22 protein-coding genes are annotated in these 24726 nt (G+C 51.2%); 7 read left to right on the forward strand and 15 right to left on the reverse strand.

Annotated features, from left to right (window positions below):
• The first annotated feature begins 1 nt into the window (after position 1).
• Positions 2–667 carry a transglutaminase-like cysteine peptidase gene (locus ACQUQM_RS20435; protein ID WP_432471714.1) on the forward strand — a complete coding sequence of 222 codons (666 nt, stop codon included), beginning with the start codon at positions 2–4 and terminating at the stop codon, positions 665–667.
• Between the two features lie 8 nt (positions 668–675).
• Here ACQUQM_RS20435 and ACQUQM_RS20440 read toward each other — a convergent pair whose 3' ends face one another.
• Positions 676–1545, reverse strand: a complete 870-nt coding sequence (locus tag ACQUQM_RS20440; protein WP_432471715.1) for an NAD-dependent protein deacetylase — start codon at positions 1543–1545, stop codon at positions 676–678.
• 181 nt (positions 1546–1726) lie between these two features.
• Here ACQUQM_RS20440 and ACQUQM_RS20445 point away from each other — a divergent pair, with 181 nt between their 5' ends.
• Complete coding sequence (locus ACQUQM_RS20445) at positions 1727–2383, forward strand: transglutaminase-like cysteine peptidase (RefSeq protein ID WP_432471716.1); 657 nt, start codon at positions 1727–1729, stop codon at positions 2381–2383.
• Positions 2384–2550: 167 nt separating this feature from the next.
• On the opposite strand, the gene ACQUQM_RS20450 is transcribed toward ACQUQM_RS20445, so the two are convergent.
• The 3 genes from ACQUQM_RS20450 to ACQUQM_RS20460 all read right to left on the reverse strand — a co-directional run bounded on the left by ACQUQM_RS20450 (position 2551) and on the right by ACQUQM_RS20460 (position 8745).
• Complete coding sequence (locus ACQUQM_RS20450; RefSeq protein ID WP_432471717.1) at positions 2551–4728, reverse strand: malate synthase G; 2178 nt, start codon at positions 4726–4728, stop codon at positions 2551–2553.
• Between the two features lie 374 nt (positions 4729–5102).
• A complete protein-coding gene (locus ACQUQM_RS20455) occupies positions 5103–5519 on the reverse strand; it encodes an acyl-CoA thioesterase (RefSeq protein WP_432471718.1) in 417 nt (138 codons plus the stop codon).
• 40 nt (positions 5520–5559) lie between these two features.
• The gene (locus tag ACQUQM_RS20460; protein WP_432471719.1) at positions 5560–8745 is read right to left on the reverse strand and encodes a mechanosensitive ion channel domain-containing protein; all 3186 of its coding nucleotides are present in this window, start codon (positions 8743–8745) and stop codon (positions 5560–5562) included.
• Between the two features lie 157 nt (positions 8746–8902).
• Here ACQUQM_RS20460 and ACQUQM_RS20465 point away from each other — a divergent pair, with 157 nt between their 5' ends.
• Entirely contained in the window at positions 8903–9853 is a 951-nt protein-coding gene (locus ACQUQM_RS20465; protein WP_432471720.1) for an alpha/beta hydrolase, read from the forward strand.
• A gap of 61 nt (positions 9854–9914) precedes the next feature.
• Here ACQUQM_RS20465 and serA read toward each other — a convergent pair whose 3' ends face one another.
• The 3 genes from serA to ACQUQM_RS20480 all read right to left on the reverse strand — a co-directional run bounded on the left by serA (position 9915) and on the right by ACQUQM_RS20480 (position 12699).
• The gene (gene serA, locus ACQUQM_RS20470; RefSeq protein WP_432471721.1) at positions 9915–11147 is read right to left on the reverse strand and encodes a phosphoglycerate dehydrogenase; all 1233 of its coding nucleotides are present in this window, start codon (positions 11145–11147) and stop codon (positions 9915–9917) included.
• A 279-nt stretch (positions 11148–11426) separates the two neighbouring features.
• Positions 11427–11708: a pyrimidine/purine nucleoside phosphorylase gene (locus ACQUQM_RS20475; RefSeq protein WP_432471722.1), complete on the reverse strand. Its 282-nt coding sequence runs from the start codon at positions 11706–11708 to the stop codon at positions 11427–11429.
• Between the two features lie 103 nt (positions 11709–11811).
• The gene (locus ACQUQM_RS20480) at positions 11812–12699 is read right to left on the reverse strand and encodes a LysR family transcriptional regulator (RefSeq protein ID WP_432471723.1); all 888 of its coding nucleotides are present in this window, start codon (positions 12697–12699) and stop codon (positions 11812–11814) included.
• 120 nt (positions 12700–12819) lie between these two features.
• Here ACQUQM_RS20480 and ACQUQM_RS20485 point away from each other — a divergent pair, with 120 nt between their 5' ends.
• From ACQUQM_RS20485 to ACQUQM_RS20495, 3 genes are all read left to right on the forward strand, one after another.
• Positions 12820–14025: an MFS transporter gene (locus tag ACQUQM_RS20485; RefSeq protein WP_432474858.1), complete on the forward strand. Its 1206-nt coding sequence runs from the start codon at positions 12820–12822 to the stop codon at positions 14023–14025.
• Between the two features lie 91 nt (positions 14026–14116).
• Positions 14117–14779: a fumarylacetoacetate hydrolase family protein gene (locus ACQUQM_RS20490; RefSeq protein WP_432471724.1), complete on the forward strand. Its 663-nt coding sequence runs from the start codon at positions 14117–14119 to the stop codon at positions 14777–14779.
• Positions 14780–14866: 87 nt separating this feature from the next.
• Entirely contained in the window at positions 14867–15280 is a 414-nt protein-coding gene (locus ACQUQM_RS20495) for a CopD family protein (RefSeq protein ID WP_432471725.1), read from the forward strand.
• Positions 15281–15337: 57 nt separating this feature from the next.
• Here ACQUQM_RS20495 and ACQUQM_RS20500 read toward each other — a convergent pair whose 3' ends face one another.
• The 8 genes from ACQUQM_RS20500 to ACQUQM_RS20535 all read right to left on the reverse strand — a co-directional run bounded on the left by ACQUQM_RS20500 (position 15338) and on the right by ACQUQM_RS20535 (position 24147).
• Positions 15338–15958, reverse strand: a complete 621-nt coding sequence (locus ACQUQM_RS20500) for a ubiquinone biosynthesis accessory factor UbiJ (protein ID WP_432471726.1) — start codon at positions 15956–15958, stop codon at positions 15338–15340.
• Positions 15959–15976: 18 nt separating this feature from the next.
• On the reverse strand, positions 15977–16738 hold the full coding sequence (ubiE, locus tag ACQUQM_RS20505; RefSeq protein WP_432471727.1) for a bifunctional demethylmenaquinone methyltransferase/2-methoxy-6-polyprenyl-1,4-benzoquinol methylase UbiE: 762 nt from the start codon (positions 16736–16738) through the stop codon (positions 15977–15979).
• Between the two features lie 72 nt (positions 16739–16810).
• Positions 16811–17191, reverse strand: a complete 381-nt coding sequence (locus ACQUQM_RS20510; protein ID WP_432471728.1) for a gamma-butyrobetaine hydroxylase-like domain-containing protein — start codon at positions 17189–17191, stop codon at positions 16811–16813.
• A gap of 55 nt (positions 17192–17246) precedes the next feature.
• Positions 17247–18578 (reverse strand): ATP-dependent protease ATPase subunit HslU, encoded by a 1332-nt coding sequence (gene hslU, locus ACQUQM_RS20515; RefSeq protein ID WP_432471729.1) that lies wholly within the window; start codon positions 18576–18578, stop codon positions 17247–17249.
• Between the two features lie 42 nt (positions 18579–18620).
• Positions 18621–19175: an ATP-dependent protease subunit HslV gene (gene hslV, locus ACQUQM_RS20520; protein WP_432471730.1), complete on the reverse strand. Its 555-nt coding sequence runs from the start codon at positions 19173–19175 to the stop codon at positions 18621–18623.
• Positions 19176–19319: 144 nt separating this feature from the next.
• Entirely contained in the window at positions 19320–20015 is a 696-nt protein-coding gene (locus ACQUQM_RS20525; RefSeq protein ID WP_432471731.1) for an SPOR domain-containing protein, read from the reverse strand.
• Between the two features lie 3 nt (positions 20016–20018).
• Complete coding sequence (gene argS, locus ACQUQM_RS20530) at positions 20019–21785, reverse strand: arginine--tRNA ligase (RefSeq protein WP_432471732.1); 1767 nt, start codon at positions 21783–21785, stop codon at positions 20019–20021.
• Positions 21786–21945: 160 nt separating this feature from the next.
• Positions 21946–24147, reverse strand: a complete 2202-nt coding sequence (locus tag ACQUQM_RS20535) for a primosomal protein N' (protein ID WP_432471733.1) — start codon at positions 24145–24147, stop codon at positions 21946–21948.
• Positions 24148–24401: 254 nt separating this feature from the next.
• Between ACQUQM_RS20535 and rpmE the strand changes: the two genes are divergently transcribed.
• The gene (gene rpmE, locus ACQUQM_RS20540) at positions 24402–24617 is read left to right on the forward strand and encodes a 50S ribosomal protein L31 (RefSeq protein ID WP_432471734.1); all 216 of its coding nucleotides are present in this window, start codon (positions 24402–24404) and stop codon (positions 24615–24617) included.
• Positions 24618–24726 lie beyond the last annotated feature (109 nt).

Genomic DNA, 24726 nt, shown 5'->3' on the forward strand with positions numbered 1-24726 from the left:
GATGCGTATATTTTTCGTGTTTCTGTATATGTCCCTGACCGCTGGCCATGCTTATTCTTTCGATACCAACCAGCGTTACTCATCAAGTTATTCCCCTGCGGCCGATCTGCAGTATCAAAGCTCAGTTACAGATCAGCGGTATCGGGAATGGCAGCAGCTACTGGATTCAAAGTTTGATGATAGTAGCGAGATTGATCTTATTCGCAGGGTGAATTTTTTTATTAACCGTACGGATTATGTTTCTGATATAGAGCAATTTGGTGTTAATGATCACTGGGCCTCTCCCCGGGAGTTTATAAGTTCGGGACAGGGTGACTGCGAGGATTATGCTATAGCGAAATACTTTACATTGATAGAAATGGGCGTTCCCAGGCATAAACTCAGGCTGGTCTATGGCTTGCAATCGAGCAGGTCGGTCGGGCATATGGTTGTGCTTTATGATCCTGAGAGCGGTGGTGAATTAATGACCCTGGATAATCTTTCGTGGTCGCTTACTCCAATTAGCCAGCGCAGGGATTTTAAACCTATCTATAGCTTTGATCGGACGAATCTCTGGTTTATGCGGGGCTGGCAGTTAGACTCAAAAAGCTCTAAGTCATTAAAGGCCGGGAAATGGCAGCGAATTGTTGACGTCTGGGATCTGCAGCAGTCAGAGCTGCGGGGTTGATCGCAGGCTTAATCCCGAGCAGTTAGCAGGTTGGCTAAGGGGTTAAGGTAATCGGTGATTTCACCATCCAGTTTTAAACTCAGCATATCATCTGCCCGGGTTTTACCCCGGGTCAGGGCTAGGATCGGTTTATTCATTTGCGTTGCTCGCTTACAGAACCTGTAGCCTGAATACACCATCAGTGATGAGCCAACGACCAGCATGGCATCGGCTTTCTGTAAGCTGTCCAGTGCCTGAAATACGCGCTCTTTTGGTACGTTGTCGCCAAAGAAAATTACATCGGGTTTGAGCAACCCGCCACAATCCTCACAGTCAGTTACCTGAAACCGGCTGAAATCCACATGCTCCAGATCGGCATCACCATCGGGTGCAGCCGCTGCTGTGAAATTGGCATAGTAATGGTTGTTGTCCAGCATCTGTTGGTGGATGCGGTTGCGATCATAGAGCCGGTCACAGGACATACAACGGACCCGATCCGACCGGCCATGCAGGTCGATGACTCTTTGCTGGCCCGCCTGTTGATGCAGGCGATCAACATTCTGGGTGACGAGCTGCTGGCAATAGCCTTTCTGTTCAAGTAACTGTAAGCCTTGATGGACCGCGTTTGGACGAGCCCGTGCCATGACAGGCCAGCCGATAAGGCTGCGTGCCCAGAATCGTTGGCGGGTAGTGTTGCTGGTCATAAAGTCTTTGTGCTGAACCGGTGGCGGTCGCTGCCAGCAGCCATTTTGATCCCTGTAGGCGGGTATCCCGGAAGCAGTGCTGCAGCCGGCTCCGGTGAGGATAAACAGACGGGGATAATTCTGGATAAATCGACTTAGTTGCTCAGGCATTGCAGTAGTGTAATCGTTCCCCGGGCAGGCTACAAAAAATGACACTCACTTGCTCGTTTCCAGTCTGAGAAAGGTTCGAACTCTGAGACCGTTAAACCCAGAGGTTGTTTGAAACAGGGGGGCATTTAAGCTAGGCTGCTTTTCGGTGTCCTGATGTTGTAACTGCCTGGTTATAACTGCAACAGACTCTTTCATGGATGAAAGTTACAAGACAAGGAATGTCTGTATGTTCAAAATCGCCCTCAGTCTGGTGGTAATGTTTAGTTGTTTGACTCAGGTAAGCGCTGTCGAGGCGCCAGCTTCTGAACTTTCAGCCAGTAGCGTTTATCCAACGCCATCTGCAAAGCTACGTTTATCCCGCTGGCACAATCTTATCGCAACCAAAGACAGCTTCCGCTCAGAAAAAGAGCTGGTAGTTGCGGTTGATGAGTATATTAACCGGGTTGATTATCAACCGGATGGTCCGGTGTCTGCGGATGTGGATGACTGGGCTCCTCCCTGGGAGTTTGTTGCTGCCGGTCAGGGTGATTGCGAGGATTTTGCCATCGCCAAGTTCTTCACTCTGCAGGCGATGGGGGTGCCCATTCAGCGTTTGCGCTTAGTCTATGTGATTCTTGATGATTGGCGGAATCGACATATGGTGCTGGCATACTATCCTGATGACCGATCCGAGCCTTGGGTATTGGATAATCTGACCAGCTATATTACTTTTGCCGGACAGCGGCCGGACCTTCAGCCAGTCTTCAGCTTTACCCCGCAAAACGTCTGGCTTATGAATGGCTGGCTGCCAACGATAACATCGCCTAAGTCGTTGAATTTGCCAAAATGGAACCGGATAACCCGAAGCTGGCAGGAAAAACTGAATGAGCTTTCCCGAAGTTAATTGGCAGGAGACGAAAATAAACCGCGCGAAATATCAGGTTTATGAACAGCTGGCAGTAAATGATCACTCTTCCCAAGCAGCTGGGTTTTCTGCAATAGCAGCATCAATTAGCTGACAGAAGAGGAAAAAAAACCGCGCAATGCGCGGTTTTTTTCAGGCTGAAAGCATTAAGCACCGAATTTAGCTTTGGCTTCCAGGCGACGACGGTGCAGCACCGGTTCGGTATAACCGTTCGGCTGAACCCGGCCCTGAACTACCAGCTCTACGGCTGCCTGGAAGGCAACGCTGCCTTCGAAATCGGCTGCCATGGGGCGGTACAATGGATCATCAGCGTTCTGGCGGTCGACAACCGCAGCCATCCGCTTCAGGGTTTCCATGACCTGCTCTTCAGAACAGATGCCGTGGTGTAGCCAGTTGCAGATGTGCTGACTGGAGATACGCAGAGTCGCGCGGTCTTCCATCAGCCCGACATCATTGATGTCAGGAACTTTGGAGCAACCAACACCCTGGTCTACCCAGCGTACAACATAACCCAGGATGCCCTGAGCATTGTTGTCCAGCTCCTGCTGAATCTCTTCAGCAGACCAGTTCGGGGAGGTCGCAACCGGTACCGAAAGGATATGATCCAGGCTGGCGCGGGCTCGGCTTTTCAACTCTTCCTGACGGGCAAATACGTCTACCTTATGGTAGTGCAATGCGTGCAGGGTAGCTGCAGTCGGAGATGGAACCCATGCGGTGTTGGCGCCGGACATCGGGTGGCCGATCTTGGCTTCCAGCATATTCGCCATCTGATCCGGAATTGGCCACATGCCTTTGCCGATCTGAGCGCGACCTTGCAGGCCGCAAGCCAGACCATTGTCGACGTTCCAGTTCTCGTAGGCACCGATCCATGCCGCGGCTTTCATATCGCCCTTACGGATCATCGGGCCTGCTTCCATGGAGGTATGAATCTCATCGCCGGTGCGGTCAAGGAAACCGGTGTTAATAAATACAACACGGTCTTTAGCTGCGCGGATACACTCTTTCAGGTTTACTGTAGTACGGCGCTCTTCGTCCATGATGCCCATTTTCAGGGTGAACCGGTCCAGACCCAGTACGTCTTCGATGCGACCGAACAGTTCGTTGGCAAATGCCACTTCTTCCGGGCCGTGCATCTTCGGCTTAACGATATACATAGAGCCGGTGGTGGTATTGCTGAACTGACCGGTGCCTTTAACATCATGGATAGAGATCAGGCTGGTAACGATACCGTCCAGGATGCCTTCAGGAATCTCGTTGCCTTCTTTGTCGAGAATCGCGTTGTTGGTCATCAAGTGGCCAACGTTACGTACGAACATCAGGCTGCGGCCTTTCAGGCTTAGCTGCGAGCCATCCAGCGCAGTGTACTGACGGTCTGCATTCATGCTGCGGGTAAAGGTTTTACCACCCTTGCTGACTTCTTCAGTCAGGTCACCTTTCATCAGCCCCAGCCAGTTGCGGTAGGCAACGACTTTGTCGTCAGCGTCAACGGCAGCAACGGAATCTTCACAGTCCATGATAGCGGTCAGGGCTGATTCTACAATCAGGTCGCTGACGCCAGCGGCATCGCTTGAGCCGATCAGGCTGTCATGGTCGATCTTGATTTCAAAGTGCAGACCGTTATTGCTTAACAGGATTGCAGAAGGTGCTGCTTGCTCGCCATTATAACCGGCCAGCTGGGTTTTATTTTTCAAACCGGTTGCAGAACCGTCTGCCAGTGTGACGATCAGCTGGCCATTCTCGATGCCGTAGTGGGTGGCATCCTGATGGCTTCCAGTTGCCAGTGGTGCCGCTTCGTTGAGGAAGTTGCGGGCAAATTCAATAACTTTGGCGCCGCGGATCGGATTGTAACGATCAAGGCTGCCAGCGCCTTTTTCACTGGATATAGCATCAGTACCGTACAACGCATCATACAGGCTGCCCCAGCGGGCATTGGCGGCATTGAGTGCGAAACGTGCGTTCATTACCGGAACAACCAGCTGTGGACCAGCCATTGTTGCCATTTCCGGATCGACATTGCTGGTGGTCGCGCTGAAGTCTTCGCCTTCAGGGAGCAGGTAACTGATCTCCTGCAGGAATGCTTTATAAGCCGAGAAATCAAATGTCTGACCCTGGCGTTCTCGGTGCCAGGCATCAATCTGCTCCTGGATAGCATCACGCTTAGCCAGAAGTTCGCGGTTCTTTGGTGCCAGATCATGAACGATGGCATCCAGACCGGACCAGAACTGATCTTCGGTAACGCCGGTACCCGGAATTACCTGATTGTTCACAAAGTTGAATAGAACTTCGGCGACCTGCAGGCCACCCGTCTGTACCCGTTGACTCATATTTTTACTGCCCCATTATACTTGTGCCGCTACCAGCGCGAGGCAACCGGTGCGGTTATTTCTATTTCAGTTTAGCCCGGAACTCCTATCAGTTCAGGGGGATAAGCTGTGAATAAATCATTGTTTGTGCAACGCAACAATAGCGTAATTAATAAGGGCTGTCGCCCCCACCCGCACCTAAAGTATGAGGCTTATCCCCCAATTGAGGCAGCTATCGTTTTCACATACTAAAAAATCACAAAAGCTGACTTGTAAGTCAGATTTTTTGTGCTAAGGCTGATTTCTGGTGCTGATTCTCAGTCTGTAATGCTCGCACAAGGGAATTAAACAGTGATTGCCAGGCAGATTATAAGATAAGGGAAGTGATATTTTTCTTATGCTGAAATATTTTTTCGGATCTGGTCTGGTAACGGAACTGAGCGGCCGCTGCTGTGATCCATCCACACCACCTTAGAGTAGCCTTCGCTGCAGAGGATGTCCGGGGCGTCGGTTGTGCTCAGTTCATAATGCACCATAAAGCTGCTACGGCCGATTTCGCCAACAAAGCTTTTTATAATCATGGTTGCGGGATAATTGACCGGGCGTAGAAAGGTACAGCCGACATTAATGACTACAGGGTCAATTCCATTGCCATCCATAGCAGCTCCTATATCGGCGAGAAATTGTACCCGGGCCTCTTCAAGGTAACGCATGTACAGCGCATTATTGACATGGCCATAGGCGTCCATATCGCCCCAGCGTACTGGAACCTGGCAGCTGTGGAGCAGCGTTTTGTTGTTAGTATCCGTCATTTGTCTTCTCAGAGAGTCAGGTTGAGAGCCTGATACTACTCTATTTTTGTGGCGGATTGTCACCCCGAAGATTGACATCGAGCTGCGGAAATGCGATCTCAATTTTATTCTTGCGAAATAGCTGGTCGATGGCTGTGTGCAGCTCGTGGATGGTCTGGCTGCGGCTATCCATCGAGCTGACATGGGCCCGGAGTTCAAAGTCCAGCGTGCTTGCGCCGAAGGCCAGAAACAACGCCGTTGGGGGGGGCTCTTTGAGAACGTTGCTGTTATTGCCCGCAACCTGCAGCAGTAATCGCTGTACTTTGTCGGTATCGGTACCATAAGCAACACCGATATTGATGATGATCCTGGTGACTGCATCGGTCAGGGACCAGTTAATCAGCTGGTCGGTAATAAAAGTCTTGTTCGGGATGATGACTTCTTTGCGATCCCAGTCGGTGATTGTCGTTGCCCTGATCTGGATGCGGCTGACGGTACCGGTTACACCGCCGATAGTTACGGTATCACCGATTCGTACCGGTTTTTCAAACAGGATAATCAGGCCGGAGACGAAGTTCGCCACAATTTCCTGTAAACCAAAGCCCAGCCCGACACCGAGTGCGGCAATCAGCCATTGTAGCTTGCCCCATTCGAGACCAAGGAAGTTTAGGAAACTGATCAGGCCGGTGATGATCAGGATATATTTCAGCAGGGTGGATATAGCGAAACTGGTGCCCTGGGCCAGGGGCAGATAATTGAGAATCAGCAGCTCAAATAAGCCGGGCAGGTTACGGGCCGCGATCAGCGTAATAATCAGGGCGGCGAAAGCAAATAACAGTTGCTTAAGAGTGATTGCATCGAGTACTTCACCTTCAGCCGAGACGCTGCTGGTTGACCAGAGAGTGACGCTGTCTAATATCTCCAGTGTTGGCAGTGTCCAGCCCAGCGTCAACCACAAAAGGCTGATAAATATGACCGCAATGGCTGTTTTGAGTAGCATGCTGCCCTGGGCTGAGATCGTTTTCAGATCGATAAGGTCCTCCTTTTGCGGCGGCTCCTCTTTTTGTTCTTCGCGGGCGCTGACAATTTCAGCCCGGCGGGCTTTTACACGGGCAAAGTGAAGCTTTCGTTCTTCTATCAGTAGCCATCGCTGACCCAGTTGATAAAGCAGATAGATCAGAATGCCGATGCAAACCAGAATAAACAGCAGGCTGATCAGGATGCTGGCGGAAAGCATATAGCCCCAGAGTATCAAGCCTATCATGGTCAGATTAAATACTGTGATGATAGCGATCCAACCGCGGATATTGCTCCAGATCCTGAGATGTTTGCGGTTTTGTAACAGCATCGGGCCGTTGCGCCACAGGCTAAGCCAGAACAAGGTAAAGTTAAGCGTCAGCAAGATCAGTAATAACCGGCCAGGGCCGGAACGAATCTGCTCTGAATCAAAAGCATCAATTAATAACAGTGCCAGGATCAGAGGAGTATTGCTCCAGAATAGCCAGCGGATTCGTCGCTTCAGGGTTTGTATCAGTGGTTCAGGCAGGTTGAACTGACCTTGTAATAAACCTGTAGGTTGTTGCATCCAGAATATCAGGGTCAGGTAGAGCCAGCTGAGAAATGCTGTGACGTAGAACGCATTTCTCAATGCCGGGTGAGGGTCGTCCGGGCTAAAGCTAAGTCCGATCAGGTAGAACAGCAACGGCATCGGGATTACGCATAACGGCCCGTAGAACACGGGTCGCAGCGTATGACTGATATGATCGAGGGATACGTTACCGATCTGCTGCGACCAGAGAGACTGCCGGGCCGTCAGATAGCGTTTTAAGAACCAGGCGGGTATCACCGACAGAAAGAAAGCCAGCAATGGCCATGTTCGCCTGGATGCCAGATGTTCGGACTGCTCCCTGAGTACTAACGGGGCTCGTTGGATCAGCTCACCAGTACCTCCGATGATATCGATGGCCCAGTTACTGTCAACCGGGCGGGTGCTTGGAAACCAGAGCAGGTGTTTATTGAATAAGGCTTTGCTACTTTCAATCTGATTATTAATCTGATCCTGTAGCGAGAGCAGCAGCGATAGTTCATTGATCTGTTGCTGCCGGGCGGTGCGCAGCTCTGCGGCCAGGTTCAGGTAGTCCTGTTCAATCCGGCTGAGTTGTTGCTGCTGCAAAAGGGGGAGAGGTTGCTGACTTTCCAGTTCTGGCAACGGCTGTTTCAGGGTTAGCTGGCTCAGCCTGAGTTGATTGAGCCGGGTACGTGTTTCTTCGGTATCCAATGGCTTAGTCAGCTGCTGAATATGATGGCGAATTTCTGACCCCATATAGCCGATACTGAGCTCCAGTTGTAACTGAATTGCCCGGTAACTTTGGTTTATCAACAGTAGTTGTTGTTCCAGGTCCTTACGCTGGAGCAATGTTTCTTCTCGTGCGGTCAGTGTTCTTCTGATCTGTTCACTGGTGTCGTTGTTGCGTTTTACTGCTTGCTTCAGGCGTGGATGGTCCAGTTCCTGCTCCACCGTTTCCAGCTCGCTAAGTGTCTTTTCTGTGGCGGCTCTGCTTTGCTTTTGGAGTTGATTTTCGCTGTTGCTTATCCATGCTGCGTATTGTTCAATCTGGTGTTGCACCGTCTTCTGTTGCAATGTCGCCAGTTCGGTGCGGCCCGGCAAGGCAAGGATCTTCAGCTTGAGTACTTCGAGCGTGGCTTGGTGTTCTCTGAGCAAGGCTTGTTGTAACTGTACTTTTGCCTTTTGCTGCTCGGTTGACGGAGACGCATCAGTGCCCGAGGGAGTTGTATTCAGCTTTTGTTGCAGGTCTGCCTGTTGCTGCCTCATGTTCAGGAGCTGCTGATCACTTTTCTGAATTTGCTGACTCAGTTCAGCTTGCTGCTTCTGTAAGTTGATCTGCTCAGCTTTGTAGCGCACCAATAATTGTTCTAGTTCCGGGACCGACTGCCGATCTATAGAGGGTAAGGGGGAAGGTTTTTTTGGTGAGCGGGTTCTGGCCAGGTCTAACTTATTGGGTAATTGTTCAATCCGGAGACGAAGCTCGTTGCTTAACTCTAACTGCTGTTTTGCCTTCTTAAGGTGCTTATAGGTTTCTCGGTAGATATCAAGCAGTGGGTTGTCTGTTGTATCTTCAAACTGTTTTATTTGAGAATCCAGTGCTTGCAACTCTGTTTCAATGTCCGCCCATGCTGAGCTGATGTTAAGCAACAGTAGTAATAACAAGGTAAACAGAGCTCGCATGCATTCTTAACCCGATATCAGTTAGTTTAGCTGTTTCAATATAGTTGAAAGTGTACTGAACAAGGAAACTATCCCGGATCTGGCCTAAATTTATATAAGCGAGAAACGTTGCTTTCACCATAGCCGGCAATGGCTGTCGGACTTAAGGGGAAACGTTATGCAAATGCTGAATCCTGAGCTGTTGCGTCGCAAGCTGCCCGTATACAGTGGACACACTACAATAGCGACCGGGGAATTGTTGGATGAATACCTTGGCTGCTTCCGGTTGCAACAGATTCTGAATGCAGGACACAGACTGAATGCCACGCAGCAGTCTGTGCTTGGGCGCTCTCTTTTTGTGCAGCATTATCGCAGCAGGCACCTGGCTCGTGGCACTGTGGTGGTCTTGCACGGTTACTTCGACCATAGTGGCCTGTATAAGCACCTGATCTGTTATCTGCTGGAGATAGGCTGGGATGTGCTGATTTTTGATCTGCCGGGGCATGGCTTATCGGAAGGAGAGCCGCTATCGATAGATGCCTTCTCTACCTATGCAGCACAGCTGACTGAACTGTTGGATAGCCGCAAAGGTCAGCTTACAGCCCCCTGGGCGATGCTGGGACAAAGTACCGGTGCGGCAATTCTGATGGAGCAGCAGCTTAAGTTTGGCTATCGTAACTGGCCGGTCGAAAAGCAGATTCTGCTGGCACCTCTGGTGCGTCCTTGTGGCTGGCAAAAGATAGCGGAGAAATATCGTTGGCTGAGGTTCCTGTTACGCCGCGTAAAACGAACCTATGGTGATAGTTCAGGGGATCAGGGTTTTCTGGATTTCGTCGAGCATAAAGACCCGTTACAACATAAATATGTCCCGGTGAAATGGATTGGCGCTATGCTGCGCTGGATTAACGAGGTGGAGCATGCAGAAAGTTTGCCGACCCGACCGCTCTGTATTCAAGGTGTTGAGGATACGACGGTCGAATGGCGGCACAATCTGGGTGTGATCGGCCGTTTATATCCAGGATTGGATATTCATCTGCTGGAGAAGGCGCGGCATCATCTGGTCAATGAGGAAGCTAAAATCCGGTTACAGGTGTTTAAGCTCATTGAAGAGCACCTTAATCAGACTTAGCTAAGTTATAAGTACAAAAAAGGCAGCCAATGGCTGCCTTTTTTAGTTACCGAAGGAGGGATCAGAACAGGCGGCGGGCGCGGATAGTACCGTTAACCTGCTTCAGCTTATCCAGCGCAACCTCAGAACTGCCAGCATCAACGTCGATTACCACATAACCGACCTTCTCGTTGGTCTGCAGGTACTGACCAACGATGTTGATATTGTGCTCGGAGAACAGGTTGTTGATCGCACTCAGTACGCCAGGAACGTTCTCGTGAACGTGCAACAGACGGTGAACATTGGTGTGTTCCGGCAGTGCAACTTCCGGGAAGTTGACGGAGGTGATGGAAGAGCCGTTATCACTGTATTTGATCAGTTTTTCAGCGACTTCATAACCGATGTTTTCCTGCGCTTCCATAGTGGAACCACCGACGTGTGGCGTCAGGATAACGTTGTCAAATTCACGCAATGGAGAGATGAACTCGTCATTGTTGGTGCGCGGCTCAACCGGGAATACATCAATCGCTGCGCCGAGCAAACGTTGCTCTGCCAGAGCACCGCACAATGCATCGATATCGACAACAGTACCGCGGGCAGCATTGAGGAAGATAGAACCTTGCTTCATCTCAGCAAACTGAGCCGGGCCCATCATATCTTTCGTTGCAGCTGTTTCCGGTACGTGCAGTGAAACAATATCACAGGTATTCAGCAGCTCTTTAAGGGAACCCGCCTGGGTTGCATTACCCAGTGGCAGCTTGGTAACAACATCATAGAAGTATACGTGCATACCCATGGACTCAGCGATGACGCTCAGCTGAGTACCGATGCTGCCGTAACCGACAATACCGAGTTTCTTGCCACGGATCTCGTAAGAGTTTTTGGCCGATTTCTGCCATTCACCGCGATGCGCTTTAGCATTCTTTTCTGCAACGCCACGTAGTAACAGAATCGCTTCAGCGATAACCAACTCTGCGACCGAACGGGTGTTGGAGTATGGTGCGTTAAATACAGCCACGCCACGCATAGTCGCAGCTTGCAGGTTGACCTGGTTAGTACCGATGCAGAAACAGCCGACCGCAACCAGTTTCTTTGCAGCATCGAAAACCTCAGGGGTTAGCTGGGTACGGGAACGGATGCCGATGAAGTGAACATCTTTCACTCGCTCGAGCAGTTCATCTTCAGGGAGGGAGCCGGTCAGGTACTCAATATTGGTATAACCGTGCGCATTCAGCGTATCCAGTGCAGACTGGTGCACGCCCTCCAGCAGCAGAATCTTGATCTTGCTCTTATCCAGAGAGGTATTTTGGCTCATCGTCTGAAACTCTTATGTAATTGGTGGTTATCCCGTGTGTGGCAGGATTCCACCGGATTATCCGGTAAAAGAAAGCGCGCTATGTTACCACAGTGTGAAACGGTTTTGTGGGACCAAAAAGGGGGATCTGGTGGATTTTTATTCAATCGAATATGAATCCAATTCAGAAAAGAGTGTTTATGTGTGACTGTAATTCATATTTTTGAGTGCTTAGCCCGAGCTAAAGGCTAAACCGGGATCAGTTATTACAGCTGATCCCAAACGCTTAATCGTAAACGCTTAGCCGTAATAGCAGAGGTAGGCAGTCGGAGCCGCGACCTGCAGCTGGAAGCTCTGGTTGGCAGCAACTTTGAACTCTGTTCCGGTAGGGAAGGACTGCCATTCGTCGCTCCCTGGAAGCTTAACAATCAGCTCGCCGCTAACGACTTTCATCAGTTCGTTTTCAGAAGTGCCGAATTCGTATTCGCCAGCGGCCATAACGCCAGAGCTTACCTTGCCTTCTGCGTTTTCAAAGCCGATAGATTTAACGGCGCCATCAAAATATTCGTTTACGGTCAGCATGTGCCACTCCTGTTAAAGGAACCCGGAAGCCTGAAACATTACGGGGCGCTAACCCGGGTTCTGTAAATTTGGAGCGACATAGTATGCAGATTTGTTTATTTTGTCATCTTTGCGCTGCCGTGGCGGAATGCTCCAGCAAATAATCGACAAATGCGCTGTTAGCTTTGGATAGGTAGCTGCCTTTACGCCAGGCAATACACAGATCGAGCATGACCGGTTCGGTAAAAGGTATACCGATGAGATCGCCGGCATCCTCTATCGCCCGGTTAAGCAGCGCTGAGATACCGAACCCCTGTCGTACTATCGCCTGAATCAGGGGGATTAGATTGGTTTCAAAACTGATCTTCGGTATTAGTTGCAACTTCTTTGCGATCTGTTCAGTGACCTGGCGATGAAAGAATCCTTCTTTAAACAGGACCAGTTCTTCGGCAAAAAACTCCTGGTAACTGATACTCTGCTTCTGAGCTAGTGGATGATCCTGCGGCACGCAGACCAGCATCTGCTCCTGCAGGAAAATTTTTCCCTCAAGAGATTCTGGTTTCAGCTCGTCGACAATGATGCCGATATCCAGTTCTCCCTGCTCCAGTAACTCCTGAATCCGGGCGGTTCCACCTTCAACTACTGATAGGCGCAATCCAGGGTAGCGGTGGCGAAAGCCCATCAGTAGCGGTGGAAAATAATAGGAACCCAGCATGCTGGGGATGCCGACTCTGACCTCGCCATTGGTCAGGCCGGTTAACTCCTGCATTTCCAGTTCCGCATCATTGACCGCCTGCAGAATTTTATCGGCATGAAGTCGTAATCGATGGCCTTCATCGGTCAGCGAAATTTTACGTTCTTTGCGATGGAACAGGGTCAGGCCCAGTTGCTGTTCTAGGCGTTTGATCGTCATGCTGACCGCTGGCTGGGCCAGATGAAGTTGTTCGGCAGCCCGGGTGAAACTGCTATAGCGGGCGACGTTACTGAAACAACGGAGCGCTTTAATGTCCATACTCTTTAATCTCGATAAATAGGCATCACAAATATTGATGGGTGAGATAATTATTATATATTTTTGTGATTAATGCGCCGCTGTTAACCTTGCTTTTCATTAACAGTGGGAGGTTATGTGGTGATTGAGGCAGGTTCTTTACAGTTCTGGCGCGCTACGCTGGCACTCTGTATTGGCTCATTTATGATCTTTGCCAATGTATACATCACCCAGCCTTTGCTGCCGATGTTACAGCAGGAATTTCAGATTTCGACACTGCAGGCGGGTTGGTCGTTCACCATAACAACGCTGACTCTTGGTATCTCGCTGCTGTTTTTCGGACCTCTGTCTGATGTCCTTGGCCGCCGGGGGCTGATGCTGCTGAGCATGGCCGGGGTTACTTGTATTACGCTGCTGCTCGGTTTTGTGGATAACTATTGGTTGCTGTTGTTGTTGCGGGGGCTGCAAGGTTTTTTTCTTGCCGGATTGCCGGCTATAGCTATCGCATATATGGGGGATGAGTACAGTCGTAAAGCGCTACTGCTGGCGGTGGGTTTATATATCAGTGGCAACACTCTGGGCGGGATTTCCGGCCGTCTGATCGGGGGATTCGTCGGTGACTGGCTGGGCTGGTCAGCTGCTTTTCAGGCAATGGGACTGATCAGCCTATGCTGTGTGATGTTATTTGCTCTGTTATTACCTGGGTCAAAGCGCTTTTTGCAACAGCCCCTGCATCCTGGAACGATGCTGCTGGCGCTGTGGAACCATCTGCAAAATCCGCTGTTACTGCTGGTTTATCTTATCGGTGGCTTCAATTTCTTTATCTTCATCAATCAATACAGTTATATCACCTTTGTTTTAGCGGCTGAGCCATTCAGTCTGAGTGCCAGTTGGCTGGGGATGTTGTTTGTAACTTATCTTAGTGGCACTTTTGGCTCGGCTATCTCCGGCAAGCTGGCGCAACGTTTTGGACCGTTGCCGTGTATAGCTGCGGGAATTGTGATTCTGATGCTGGGTAGCTGCGTTACTCTGATGGCTGACCTGACTGCCATAGTTGTCGGCTTTTTTCTAAACAGTTTTGGTTTCTTCTTTGCGCATTCGACCGCGAGTAGCTGGGTCAGCCGTCACGCTATGCATTCTAAAGCGAGTGCTTCTTCATTGTATCTGGCGTTTTACTATCTGGGGGCCAGCAGCGGTAGCTTCTATCTGGATCCGTTCTGGCAGTTTCATGGCTGGAGTGGCGTGATTGCCGGTTCGCTACTGGTGCTGTGCGGCACTCTGCTGGCAACCCTGCTACTGTTTAAGTATGATCGGGTGCGGCATCTTGAGGCTATGGAGCAGCCATGAGCGGTAATAGCTGTCTTGAGCGATAACAACAGCCCTGAGCGGCAATAGCAGCCCTGAGCGACAACAAGCAGTCCTGAAAGTGGAGATTACAATGCAGTATAAGCATCAGTTTGTTGATGGCACCGAGCCAAGCCTGCCGGTAGGAAAGGTGGTCTGTGTCGGACGTAATTACGCTGATCATGCTGCGGAACTGAATAACCCGATACCGACATCACCGATGTTGTTTATGAAGCCGTCAACCGCGGTTGTTGAGATGTCTGAGCCGTTTGCTGTGCCAATGGATTACGGTACTGTGCATTTCGAAACGGAGATGGCGGTATTGATCGGTCAGCCGCTAAAAAATGCGAATAAATATGAGATTGAAGACGCGATCGTCGGCATAGGTCTGGGTCTGGATCTGACTTTGCGCGATCTGCAGAGCAAGTTAAAAGAGCGGGGACATCCCTGGGAAAAAGCAAAAGCCTTTGATGGCTCCTGTCCGTTATCTCCTTTTATTGAACCCGCAGCGATCGATGATATCCAGAATGTTCAGATACGCCTGACCGTTAACGGCAAGGTGCGTCAGGACGGTAACAGCAGTTTTATGCTGAATAAGGTCTATCCATTGGTGGCGTATATGAGCCATTACTTCACCCTGCTGCCAGGCGATGTCATTCTGACAGGTACCCCTGCGGGTGTTGGCGCGGTCAGCCCAGGCGATAAACTGATAGTCGAGCTGGACGAAAGACTGCGGATTGAAACCCAGGTCCTCTAGGTTTGAGTCTGCTAAGACTGATGCTGTAATACCCAGGTTTTGTAACATTCAGATATTTTCTAAGTAAGGCTCAGGAGTCTAAACCTTGTGTTGTGGATAAAAGCGTTTCATATTTTGGCAATGACCAGCTGGATGGCTGGTATCTTCTATCTGCCACGCATTTTTGTGCATTATGTTGAAGGGCGTGAAGCAGGTCAGGATGTTGCCCGGCTGGAGATTATGGCAGGTAAGCTATACAGCTTTATGAGCATTATGGCGTTGTTTACGCTGGGGCTGGGGTTGTGGCTTTGGTTTGGCTATGGTTTTTCCGGGGGCTGGCTGCACGCTAAATTAGTCTTTGTTGCATTACTGATTGGCTATCATTTCTGGTGTCAGGCTTATCTGCAGAAGTTGCGGGGAGGTGTGCTGGATAACAGTGGTCGTTACTTCCGTTTATTTAACGAGCTGCCGCTGCTGATCTTTATTCCGATTCTTGTTTTTGTCGTAGTTAAGCCGTTCTGATCGCCTGGATTAATCGTCGGGGCGAATACTAAGAGTTGGAACGTAAAGGCTGGAACGTCAGGAAAGTTTTGCTTTCAGGCGCTGTAGCCGGGCTTCGGCCCGCTCTGTGCTTTCACTGAGTGTATCGACCTGATCACTGAAATGCTCAAGCTCCGGTCGTGTCGGCAGTAGTCGGATCTCTTCTTTAAGGTATTCTTCCATATTCTGCATCAGGCTATTGCCGGCATTGATATAAAATGCAGCTTTCCAGCGCAGGTAGCTGCCCAGCTGGTGGGCGGGCAGGTCGCCGATGATATCAGCCAGAATGCCTTCCCAGTCCATGCCGGCATCGATCAGAATCTGGCTGAACCGGGTAGCAAGACCACTATCGCCGGTTATGCGTATGCTCTTACCGAACAGCGCGTCAGTTTTTTCCTGTGCTGTCAGTAAGCGCAGGAAATCACTGACATTCCCGGTGAGAGTCACGTCAGTGTCATCCTGGTCGATCAATTCGATCTGCAGGCCTTTGCGGTGGGGGCGCAGAGAGAGGCTGCAGGCTGGTGCTTCAAGCTTTAGCCCAATCACTTTCCCTTCCAGTTCTGCCAGGCGTCGCAAGGCTTCCGGGTTGTGTCCCAGAAGCTGGTTAAGCGACGTTTCTGTCAGGGTCAGCAGTGTGGCGTTGATCGTCTCGAAGGTCATCGTCAAACAGTCCGCCGGTTAAGGCTTAATGCCGGTATGCAGCGCGACAATGCCGCCGGTCATATTCTGGAATTTACACTGTACCAAACCGGCCTCTTCCATCATCTGTTTCAGGGTTTCCTGATCCGGATGCATACGAATCGATTCCGCCAGATAGCGATAACTTTCTTCATCGCCGGCGATCAGTTTGCCAATTTTTGGCAGCAGGCTGAAAGAATAAAAATCGTATGCTTTAGTCAGCAGAGGATTATCAGTCTTGGAAAACTCCAGCACCATCACTTTGCCGCCAGGCTTAAGTACACGGGCCATAGAAGCCAGCGCACGGTCCTTGTGGGTGACGTTACGCAGGCCGAAAGCGATGGTGATGCAGTCGAAGGTGTTATCCGGGAACGGCAGCTCTTCAGCGTTTGCCTGAACAAACTCAACATTGCCGGTGATGCCTCGATCCAGCAGGCGGTCACGGCCCACTTTCAGCATTGAGTCATTGATGTCGGCAAGAACCACTTTACCTTCAGGGCCTACCAGGCGAGAGAAACGCATGGTCAGGTCGCCGGTGCCGCCGGCGATATCCAGCACTTTATGGCCACGGCGAACACCACTTTGCTCGATCGTCAGTCGTTTCCATATGCGGTGCACACCACCGGACATCAGATCGTTCATCACATCGTATTTATTGGCTACGGAATGGAATACATCGGCAACTTTGGCCTGCTTGTCTTCTACATCAACCTGTCTGTAGCCGAAGTGGGTTTTGCCCTGTGTGTCTTTCTGGTCAGTCATGGGTAACCTGTTATCTGCGATTTAGCGTAGGCGCATTCTACCCGGACGCTGCTGGTTTGTCTTTGCCGGAAATTAACCTTTGGCGATCATATTGTGATTGCGGGTTTCGCCCGCCTCCTCAAGTGCCTTGAGGTAACTGTTCCAGTACTGGTCGTGATTATGGCAGAGGTCGTATAAATATTCCCAGGTATACAGGCCGCTGTCGTGACCATCATCAAAGATTATCTTCAATGCATAGTTGCCAGAAGGCTCAAGACCTTTGATGCCAACCAGTTGCTTACCGGTTTGCAGTACGCCGTTACCACGACCATGACCACGTACTTCAGCTGAAGGCGAGTGAACCCGCAGGTACTCAGCGGTCAGTTCAAAATTTTCGCTATCACTGTAGATCAGCTCAAGGGTGCGGGATTTTGTGTGTAACTTAATATCCTGGGGGAGCGGGGTTTGTGCCATTTTAGGCCTCCGATGGTGGAACAAAACGGACTGTTTTGCTCCACCTGCGGGTTAATTACAGAATGTAGTGGCTTAGATCTTCGTCCTGGCTCAGTTCCGCCAGATACTGATTGACGTAATCGGTATCGATGGAGATCGACTGGCCCGATTTATCTGCCGCAGTGAATGAGATCTCTTCCAACAGGCGTTCCATCATCGTATGCAGACGACGGGCTCCGATATTTTCAGTTTTCTCATTGACCTGATACGCCAGCTCGGCGATACGGCTAATGCCTTCTTCGCTGAATTCAACAGTTACGCCTTCAGTCGCCAGCAGCGCCCGGTATTGCTCAGTCAGGGACGCGCTTGGTTCGGTCAGGATACGACGGAAATCATCCGGTGTCAGGGCGTTGAGCTCGACTCTGATCGGCAGACGACCCTGCAGTTCCGGGATCAGGTCGGACGGCTTGGCCAGGTGGAATGCACCTGAAGCGATAAACAGAATATGATCGGTTTTAATCATGCCGTACTTGGTGGAAACGGTGCTGCCTTCGATCAGTGGCAGCAGGTCGCGCTGAACCCCTTCGCGAGAAACGTCGGCACCTGTACCTTCGCGCTTGCAGACTTTATCGATCTCATCGAGGAAGACGATACCGTTTTGCTCGACCGAATCGATAGCCATCTGTTTCAGGTCTTCGTCGTTGACCATTCTTGCGGCTTCTTCGTCGATCGACTGTTTCAGTGCGTCCGAAACTTTTATTCGACGGCTTTTCGTCTGACTGTTGCCCATGTTAGAGAACATGTTTTGCAGCTGGCTGGTCATCTCTTCCATGCCGGGAGGCGCCATTATTTCCACGCCCATTTGAGACTGGCTCAGTTCGATATCAATCTCTTTATCGTCCAGTTTGCCTTCGCGTAGCTGCTTGCGTAGCAGTTGCCGGGTTGCGCTGTCCTCTTTAACTTCAGGCTTCTGGTCAAAGTTGGTTGGTCGTGCTGGTGGTAACAGAGCATCAAGGATACGCTCTTCAGCGGCATCTTCAGCGCGGAAACGAACTTTCTCCATCTCCTGTTCGCGCAGCATCTTAACCGCCATATCCATCAGGTCGCGGATAATCGTCTCAACGTCGCGTCCAACGTAGCCAACTTCGGTAAACTTGGTGGCTTCAATCTTAATAAAGGGGGCGTTGGCCAGTTTCGCCAGACGGCGGGCGATTTCGGTTTTACCGACACCGGTCGGGCCGATCATCAGGATGTTCTTAGGTGTTACTTCAACGCGCAATTCAGCGTCGAGCTGCATCCGGCGCCAGCGGTTGCGCAGTGCGATAGCGACGGAACGCTTGGCATCGTCCTGACCGATAATGTGGCGGTCCAGTTCAGAAACGATTTCACGGGGAGTCATATTAGACATTGGATCAGATCTCCAGATCAGTTAGTCAGCCAGCCGGATTTATTAAACGTTAGGGGAAACGTCAGATGACACGTTAGATTCCAGCTGCTCAACTGTCAGGTTGGCATTGGTGAAGACGCAGATATCGGCAGCGATCTGCAGGCTTTTCTCGACGATCTCGCGGGCATTCAGCTGGCTGTTGTCGACCAGGGCGCGGGCTGCTGCCAGAGCGTAATTACCACCGGAACCGATAGCGATAACGCCATCTTCAGGTTCGATAATATCGCCGCTGCCTGAGATCAGATACGTTTTCTCGCTGTTGGCAACCAACATCAGGGCTTCCAGCTTGCGCAGGGCCCGGTCGGTGCGCCATTCACGGGCCAGACCGACAACCGCATTAAAGATATTGCCCTGATGTTTTTCCAGCTGCTGCTCGAACAGGTCCAGCAGAGTGATAGCATCGGCGGTGCTGCCTGCAAAGCCGGTAATGACATCGTGTTTAGGCAGGCGTCGAACCTTGCGGGCGGTGCCTTTCATCACAGTGTTGCCAAGTGAAACCTGGCCATCACCGCCGACTACAACCTGGTCGTCACGGCGTACAGAAACAATGGTGGTCATGGGGTTATCGATCCCGTATCAGTTCAATGAATTTGATATAGATATGGGACTGACAGTCAGGATTTCAAGGCTGGCGTAAAGATAAAGCAGATCGTCTGGCTGGCCGGTGTAGTTAGCAGATCTGCGGGGTGAGCTTAACGCTGTCTAATCGATCTGGCGCAACAGGGGCTGGATGTTCATCCGGGCAAGCCGATCCTGGGCTTTATTGAGCAGCGATCGGTTGTCGAAAGGGCCGACTCTGACCTGGTACCAGAGTGAGCCGTTACTATTGGTTACCTTACGGGTATGCACGCCGGGCAGTCCTTCGAGAATTAGTCGGGCACGCATTCGTTCCGCGTCACTGGCGTTCTGAAAGGAGCCGGTCTGCAGTACATAGGTATGTTGAGATTTAGCATCTTTAGGCGTCGATTTGTAAGGCTCGACATTGGTGGTATCGACTTCGCTCTCTTTGAGCATGCGATAGAACTCGAAGCGTTCTGATTTGTCTTCTACCGGTGTAACGGTTGTATCTGCTGACGGCGTTGTGACTTTTGTCTGACTGGCTGTTTTTTGTGCCGGCTTAGGAGTAGGTTTCTCTGCTGGTTTGGTTGTTACTTGCTGCGGTTTGCTTACCGGAGCCTGCTTAGCATTGCTGCCTGCCGCTTGTTTGTCGTTGGCTTGCGGATCCGGAGATACGCTGGTCAGTTGTACCAGGGCGTAGCCGAAGCCGACCAGAAAAAGCAAGCTAAGGACTACGCGAATCAAAGGGAAAGAGCGCTTAGGTGGCGCGCTCTTTTTTCTGCCGGCAGGGCTGGCAGATGATTTGCTGCGCTTCTTTTTCGCGTAGTCCCTGGGTGCCATCGGTTACATCTGCTCCGGTGCGGTTACACCCAGCAGGGCCAGGCCGTTTGCCAGAATCTGACGGGCAGCGACGCTCAGGGTGATGCGGGCGTTACGCAGAGCGGTGTCTTCGATGATCATTTTATTAGAGTTGTAGTAAGTATGGTAATCACCAGCCAGTTCGCGCAGATAGTTTGCCAGCGCATGAGGCTCATAGTTAACCGCAGCGTTTTGCAGTACTTCCGGATACTTGGATAGCTTGGTGATCAGGTCTTTCTCGTGTTCCGTGTCCAGCAGGGCAAGATTGCTCAAACCATCTTCCTGATCCCAGGCCAGAGACTGTTCTTCCAGTTTACGCAGCACGCTGCAAACACGGGCGTGAGCATACTGAATATAGTAGACCGGGTTATCTTTGGATTCTGACTTAGCCAGTTCCAGGTCGAAGTCCATATGCTGATCGGCTTTGCGGGTCACGTAGAAGAAGCGGCAGGCATCGGCGCCTACTTCTTCGCGCAGCTCGCGCAGGGTTACGAATGAACCGCTACGGGTGGACATCTGCACCCGTTCCTGGCCACGGTAAAGAATGGCGAACTGAACCAGCTTCACAATCAGGTTATCCGGGTTGTAGCCCAGTGCCTGAATAGCCGCTTTAACCCGGGTGATATAACCATGGTGGTCGGCGCCCCAGATGTTGATCACTTTATCGAAGCCGCGTTCAAACTTGTTCATATGATAAGCGATGTCAGACGCGAAGTAGGTAGTCTGGCCATTGGCGCGCTTGACTACCCGATCTTTGTCGTCGCCGAAATCGGTTGAGCGGAACCACAGGTTGCCATCTTCCTCGCTCTCGTAGATGTGCCCTTTGTCGATCAGGCTTTGCAGGGCGCGATCAACATCTCCGGTGGAGGTCAGAGAGCGTTCGGAGAACCAGTTCTGGTAGTTTACGCCGAACTGGCCCAGGTCATCACAGATATCATCGCGAATGCTGTTAAGGCCAGCATCGAAAACAATACCGTAGCCTTCGTCACCTAACAGGCTCTGCGCGCGTTCGATCAGGGCGTCGATATGCAGATCCTTGTCGCCGCCGACCGGCTCATCAGCAGGAATGTCGGCAAAAACATCCGCTACCGGGCGTTGAAACTTGTTACCGTTATTCTCAAAAAGCTGTGCCGCGATAGTGTGTATATAAGCGCCCTTATAGCCGTTGCTGGGAAAGGTGATCTGCTCGCCACACTTTTCCAGATAGCGTAACCAAACGCTGGTACCGAGGATGTTCATCTGACGGCCAGCGTCGTTGACATAATATTCGCGTTCTACATCGAAGCCTGCGGCCTGCAACAGATCGGCAACAGTGGCACCGTACGCTGCGCCACGACCGTGGCCTACATGCAGAGGACCGGTCGGGTTGGCTGATACAAACTCAACCTGAACTTTGTCGTTTGAGTTGGCTGGCTGACGGCCAAACTGTTCGCCCTGTTCGAGAATCTGGCTAACAACCTGTGCGGTAGAGGCACTGTTAACAAAAAAGTTGATAAAACCGGGACCTGCGATCTCTGTACGATTCAGAATGTCGGATTGAGGCAGGTTATCGCAAATTTTCTGAGATAACGCACGCGGGTTGGATTTTGCTGCTTTTGCCAGAGTCAGTGCAACATTGGAAGCAAAGTCACCATGGCTCTTGTCGCGGGTGTTTTCCACCATAATGCGGGGCTGAATATCGGCCGGCAAAGTGCCGTCTTCAATCAGTGTGGTGAGGGCTGTATTAATTAAATCCGCAATATGTTGTTTCATGATGGAATACTGTTACCGGTTGTTTTTCAGGGGAACGGAAAGCTTGAAATTTAAGGACCGCGTATTATCCCTTGTTGTGAGGGTTTTGTTAAGCCCTGATCGCAATTGATAAGGGCTGGTTTTTATGGGTATGTTTTATATCGGGGTAGTTACCTGAGTGTTAAAACATATCGACCGGGTCAACATCCAGCGACCAGCGTATTTTGCGTGATAGTGGGTTAGCTTCCATATAATGGGTCAGGGCGATAAGTTGCCGGTGCAGCGCTTTGCGATCAGGGCACTGCAATACCAGCTGAGCCCGGAACTGACCTGCCCTCTTCTCCATTGGTGACGGAAAAGGACCAAGCCACTGCACTCCTTGAGGCTGAAGGATATCTTCTTCCAGGTCCTCTCTTACCTGACGCAGTAATCGTTCGGCGGTGCTTTGGTGATTAGCCTCGGCTCTTAATAGTGCGCAGTTAGTTAGTGGAGGTAGCTGTGCGGCCTGGCGTTGTGCTAACTCCTGGCGGGCAAATTCAAGATAACCCTCGCTGACCAGGCTGTTGATGATCGGGTGGTCGGCATGATGAGTTTGCATGACGACTTTACCCGGATGGTCGGCACGTCCAGCACGTCCGGCTACCTGGAGAATGAGTTGCGCGGTGCGTTCCATACCCCGGAAGTCGGCGCTGAACAGGCCGCTATCGGAATTAAGGATGGCGACCAGTGTGACTTTCGGGAAGTGGTGGCCTTTGGCCAGCATCTGGGTGCCGACCAGAATGCAGGGATCACCCTGGTGAATCTGCTCCATAATCTGTTGCATGGCGTTTTTGCGCTGTGTGGTATCCCGATCAACCCGTACCACCGGAAATCCCGGGAACAGCTTTAACAGGGCTTCTTCGGTGCGTTCGGTGCCTGCGCCAACCGGCTTCAGTTCGTCGCTGCCACAGTTATCGCATGCTTTGGGTACCGGTCGTTGGCTGTCGCAGTGATGACAGTGCAGATGCAGTGGTTTGCGATGCAATGTCATATGCGCATCGCAGCGACGACAATCGGCCAGCCAGCCGCAATCGTGACACATCAATGTGGGGGCAAAGCCACGGCGATTGAGAAATACCAATACCTGGGTGCCCTGTTGCAGGTGCTGGCCAATTTGTCCGATAAGCTCGCTGGAGAGTCCGTCTTGCAGTGCCGATTGGCGAATGTCCAGTAACTCGAATTTTGGAGGAAGGGCGTTGCCTGCGCGCTGGGTGAGTCGAAGCCATTGGTAGCGCCCCTGCTGGGCATTGTGCAGGCTTTCGATTGAGGGTGTCGCGCTGCCGAGGATCACCGGTATATTTTCATAGCTGGCGCGCATGACTGCCAAGTCCCGGGCGGAGTAGCGATAGCCTTCCTGTTGTTTGAAAGAGTTGTCGTGCTCTTCGTCGATAATGATGATGCCGGGGTGTTGCAATGGTGTGAATATGGCAGAACGGGTACCAATAATTATTTTCGCGATACCTTCCCGCGCCTGCAGCCATGCATCCAATCGTTGGCGGTCGGTCATATTGGAGTGCAGGGCAACTATTGGCAGATTAAAACGGGCTTTGAAACGGGCGGTTGTCTGTGGTGTCAGGCCTATCTCCGGTACCAGAACCAATGCTTGCTTACCTTCCCGGATTACCTTCTCTATGGCCTGCAGGTAAACCTCGGTCTTACCTGAGCCGGTGATTCCCAGTAGCAAAAAGGGCTTGAATTTATCTTCCGCAATGATCTGTCGAAGGGCTTCTTGCTGTTCCGGGTTCAGGGTTAATGGTGCTTCATGCAGCGGTTCGCGGATCTGCCGCTCAGTGTTTGGATGGTGAATGAATGATTCTGCGAGGTCTTTAGCTTCGAGCTTTTTTAACAGGCTGGTCTGGCCGCCTTCGGCCCGGATGGCATCGCTGCTGATACCTTTAGGATGTTCAATAAGAAGTTGCAGTAATTCTTTTTGCCTGACCGCGCTGCCTGATAGTTTGTTGATTTCAGCGCCTTTTGCTGCGCGCCACAGATGTTCATGGGCATACTCGCAAGGGTCGCCTTTCCTTAATAGTACCGGTAGTGCCTGGCTGATCGCTTCGCCAATCGGGTGTTGATAGTAGCTGGCGCCCCAACGTGCCAGTTTGAATAACTGAGGTGGCAGCGGTGGTGTGGCATCCAATATTGCGATAGCGGGCTTCATTTTAGCTATAGGAACGTCGCTCTGTTCAACGACCTCCATTAATACCCCGACCAGCTGGCGCCTGCCAAAAGGCACCATTACCCGGACCCCGGGCTGCAGCTGTTCAATGCTACAGCCTTCTGGTGGCAGGTAGTCAAACAAGCGGCGCAAAGGGGTAGGGATCGCCAGGCGAAGAAATGGCATCGGGTCGTTGTCCAAGGTTACAGATGGCGCCCAGTTTAAGTTGTTTTAAGTCTGGGATAAATGCCTGGGGAGGTGCTAGCCAGCCCGTAAGTCCTGGCTTAAAGGGAATATATCGGACTTGTTTGTTCCTTCTCTTGCTGTGCGGTTCGAGTCTGCGTATAATGCGCGGCCTTGATCCCATAAGGCAGCAATGCCTGGGTGCGGTGCCCGGCACAAGATCGGGTGGCGGCATACCAAAAATACTGAGGTTTAAAATGAAAAACGGAATCCATCCTGAATACACAGAGATGAGCGCTACCTGCTCTTGCGGTAATGTTGTTAAGACTCGCTCTACTCTGGGTAAAGATATGCACCTTGATGTGTGCAGCGCTTGTCACCCTTTCTACACTGGTAAGCAGAAAGATGCTACTACCGGTGGTCGTGTTGATCGCTTCAACAAGCGTTTCGGTGGTCGCGGCCTTAAGAAGTAATTCTGGCTTAACGCGTTCTGAAAAAGGCACCCAATCGGGTGCCTTTTTTGTTTCTGGTCAATACAGGCTGATTTTTATTAAACTTTGGGATAACTAGTTGGATCCCCTG

The sequence above is a fragment of the Amphritea sp. HPY genome, assembly GCF_050870985.1.
Taxonomy (GTDB): domain Bacteria; phylum Pseudomonadota; class Gammaproteobacteria; order Pseudomonadales; family Balneatricaceae; genus Amphritea.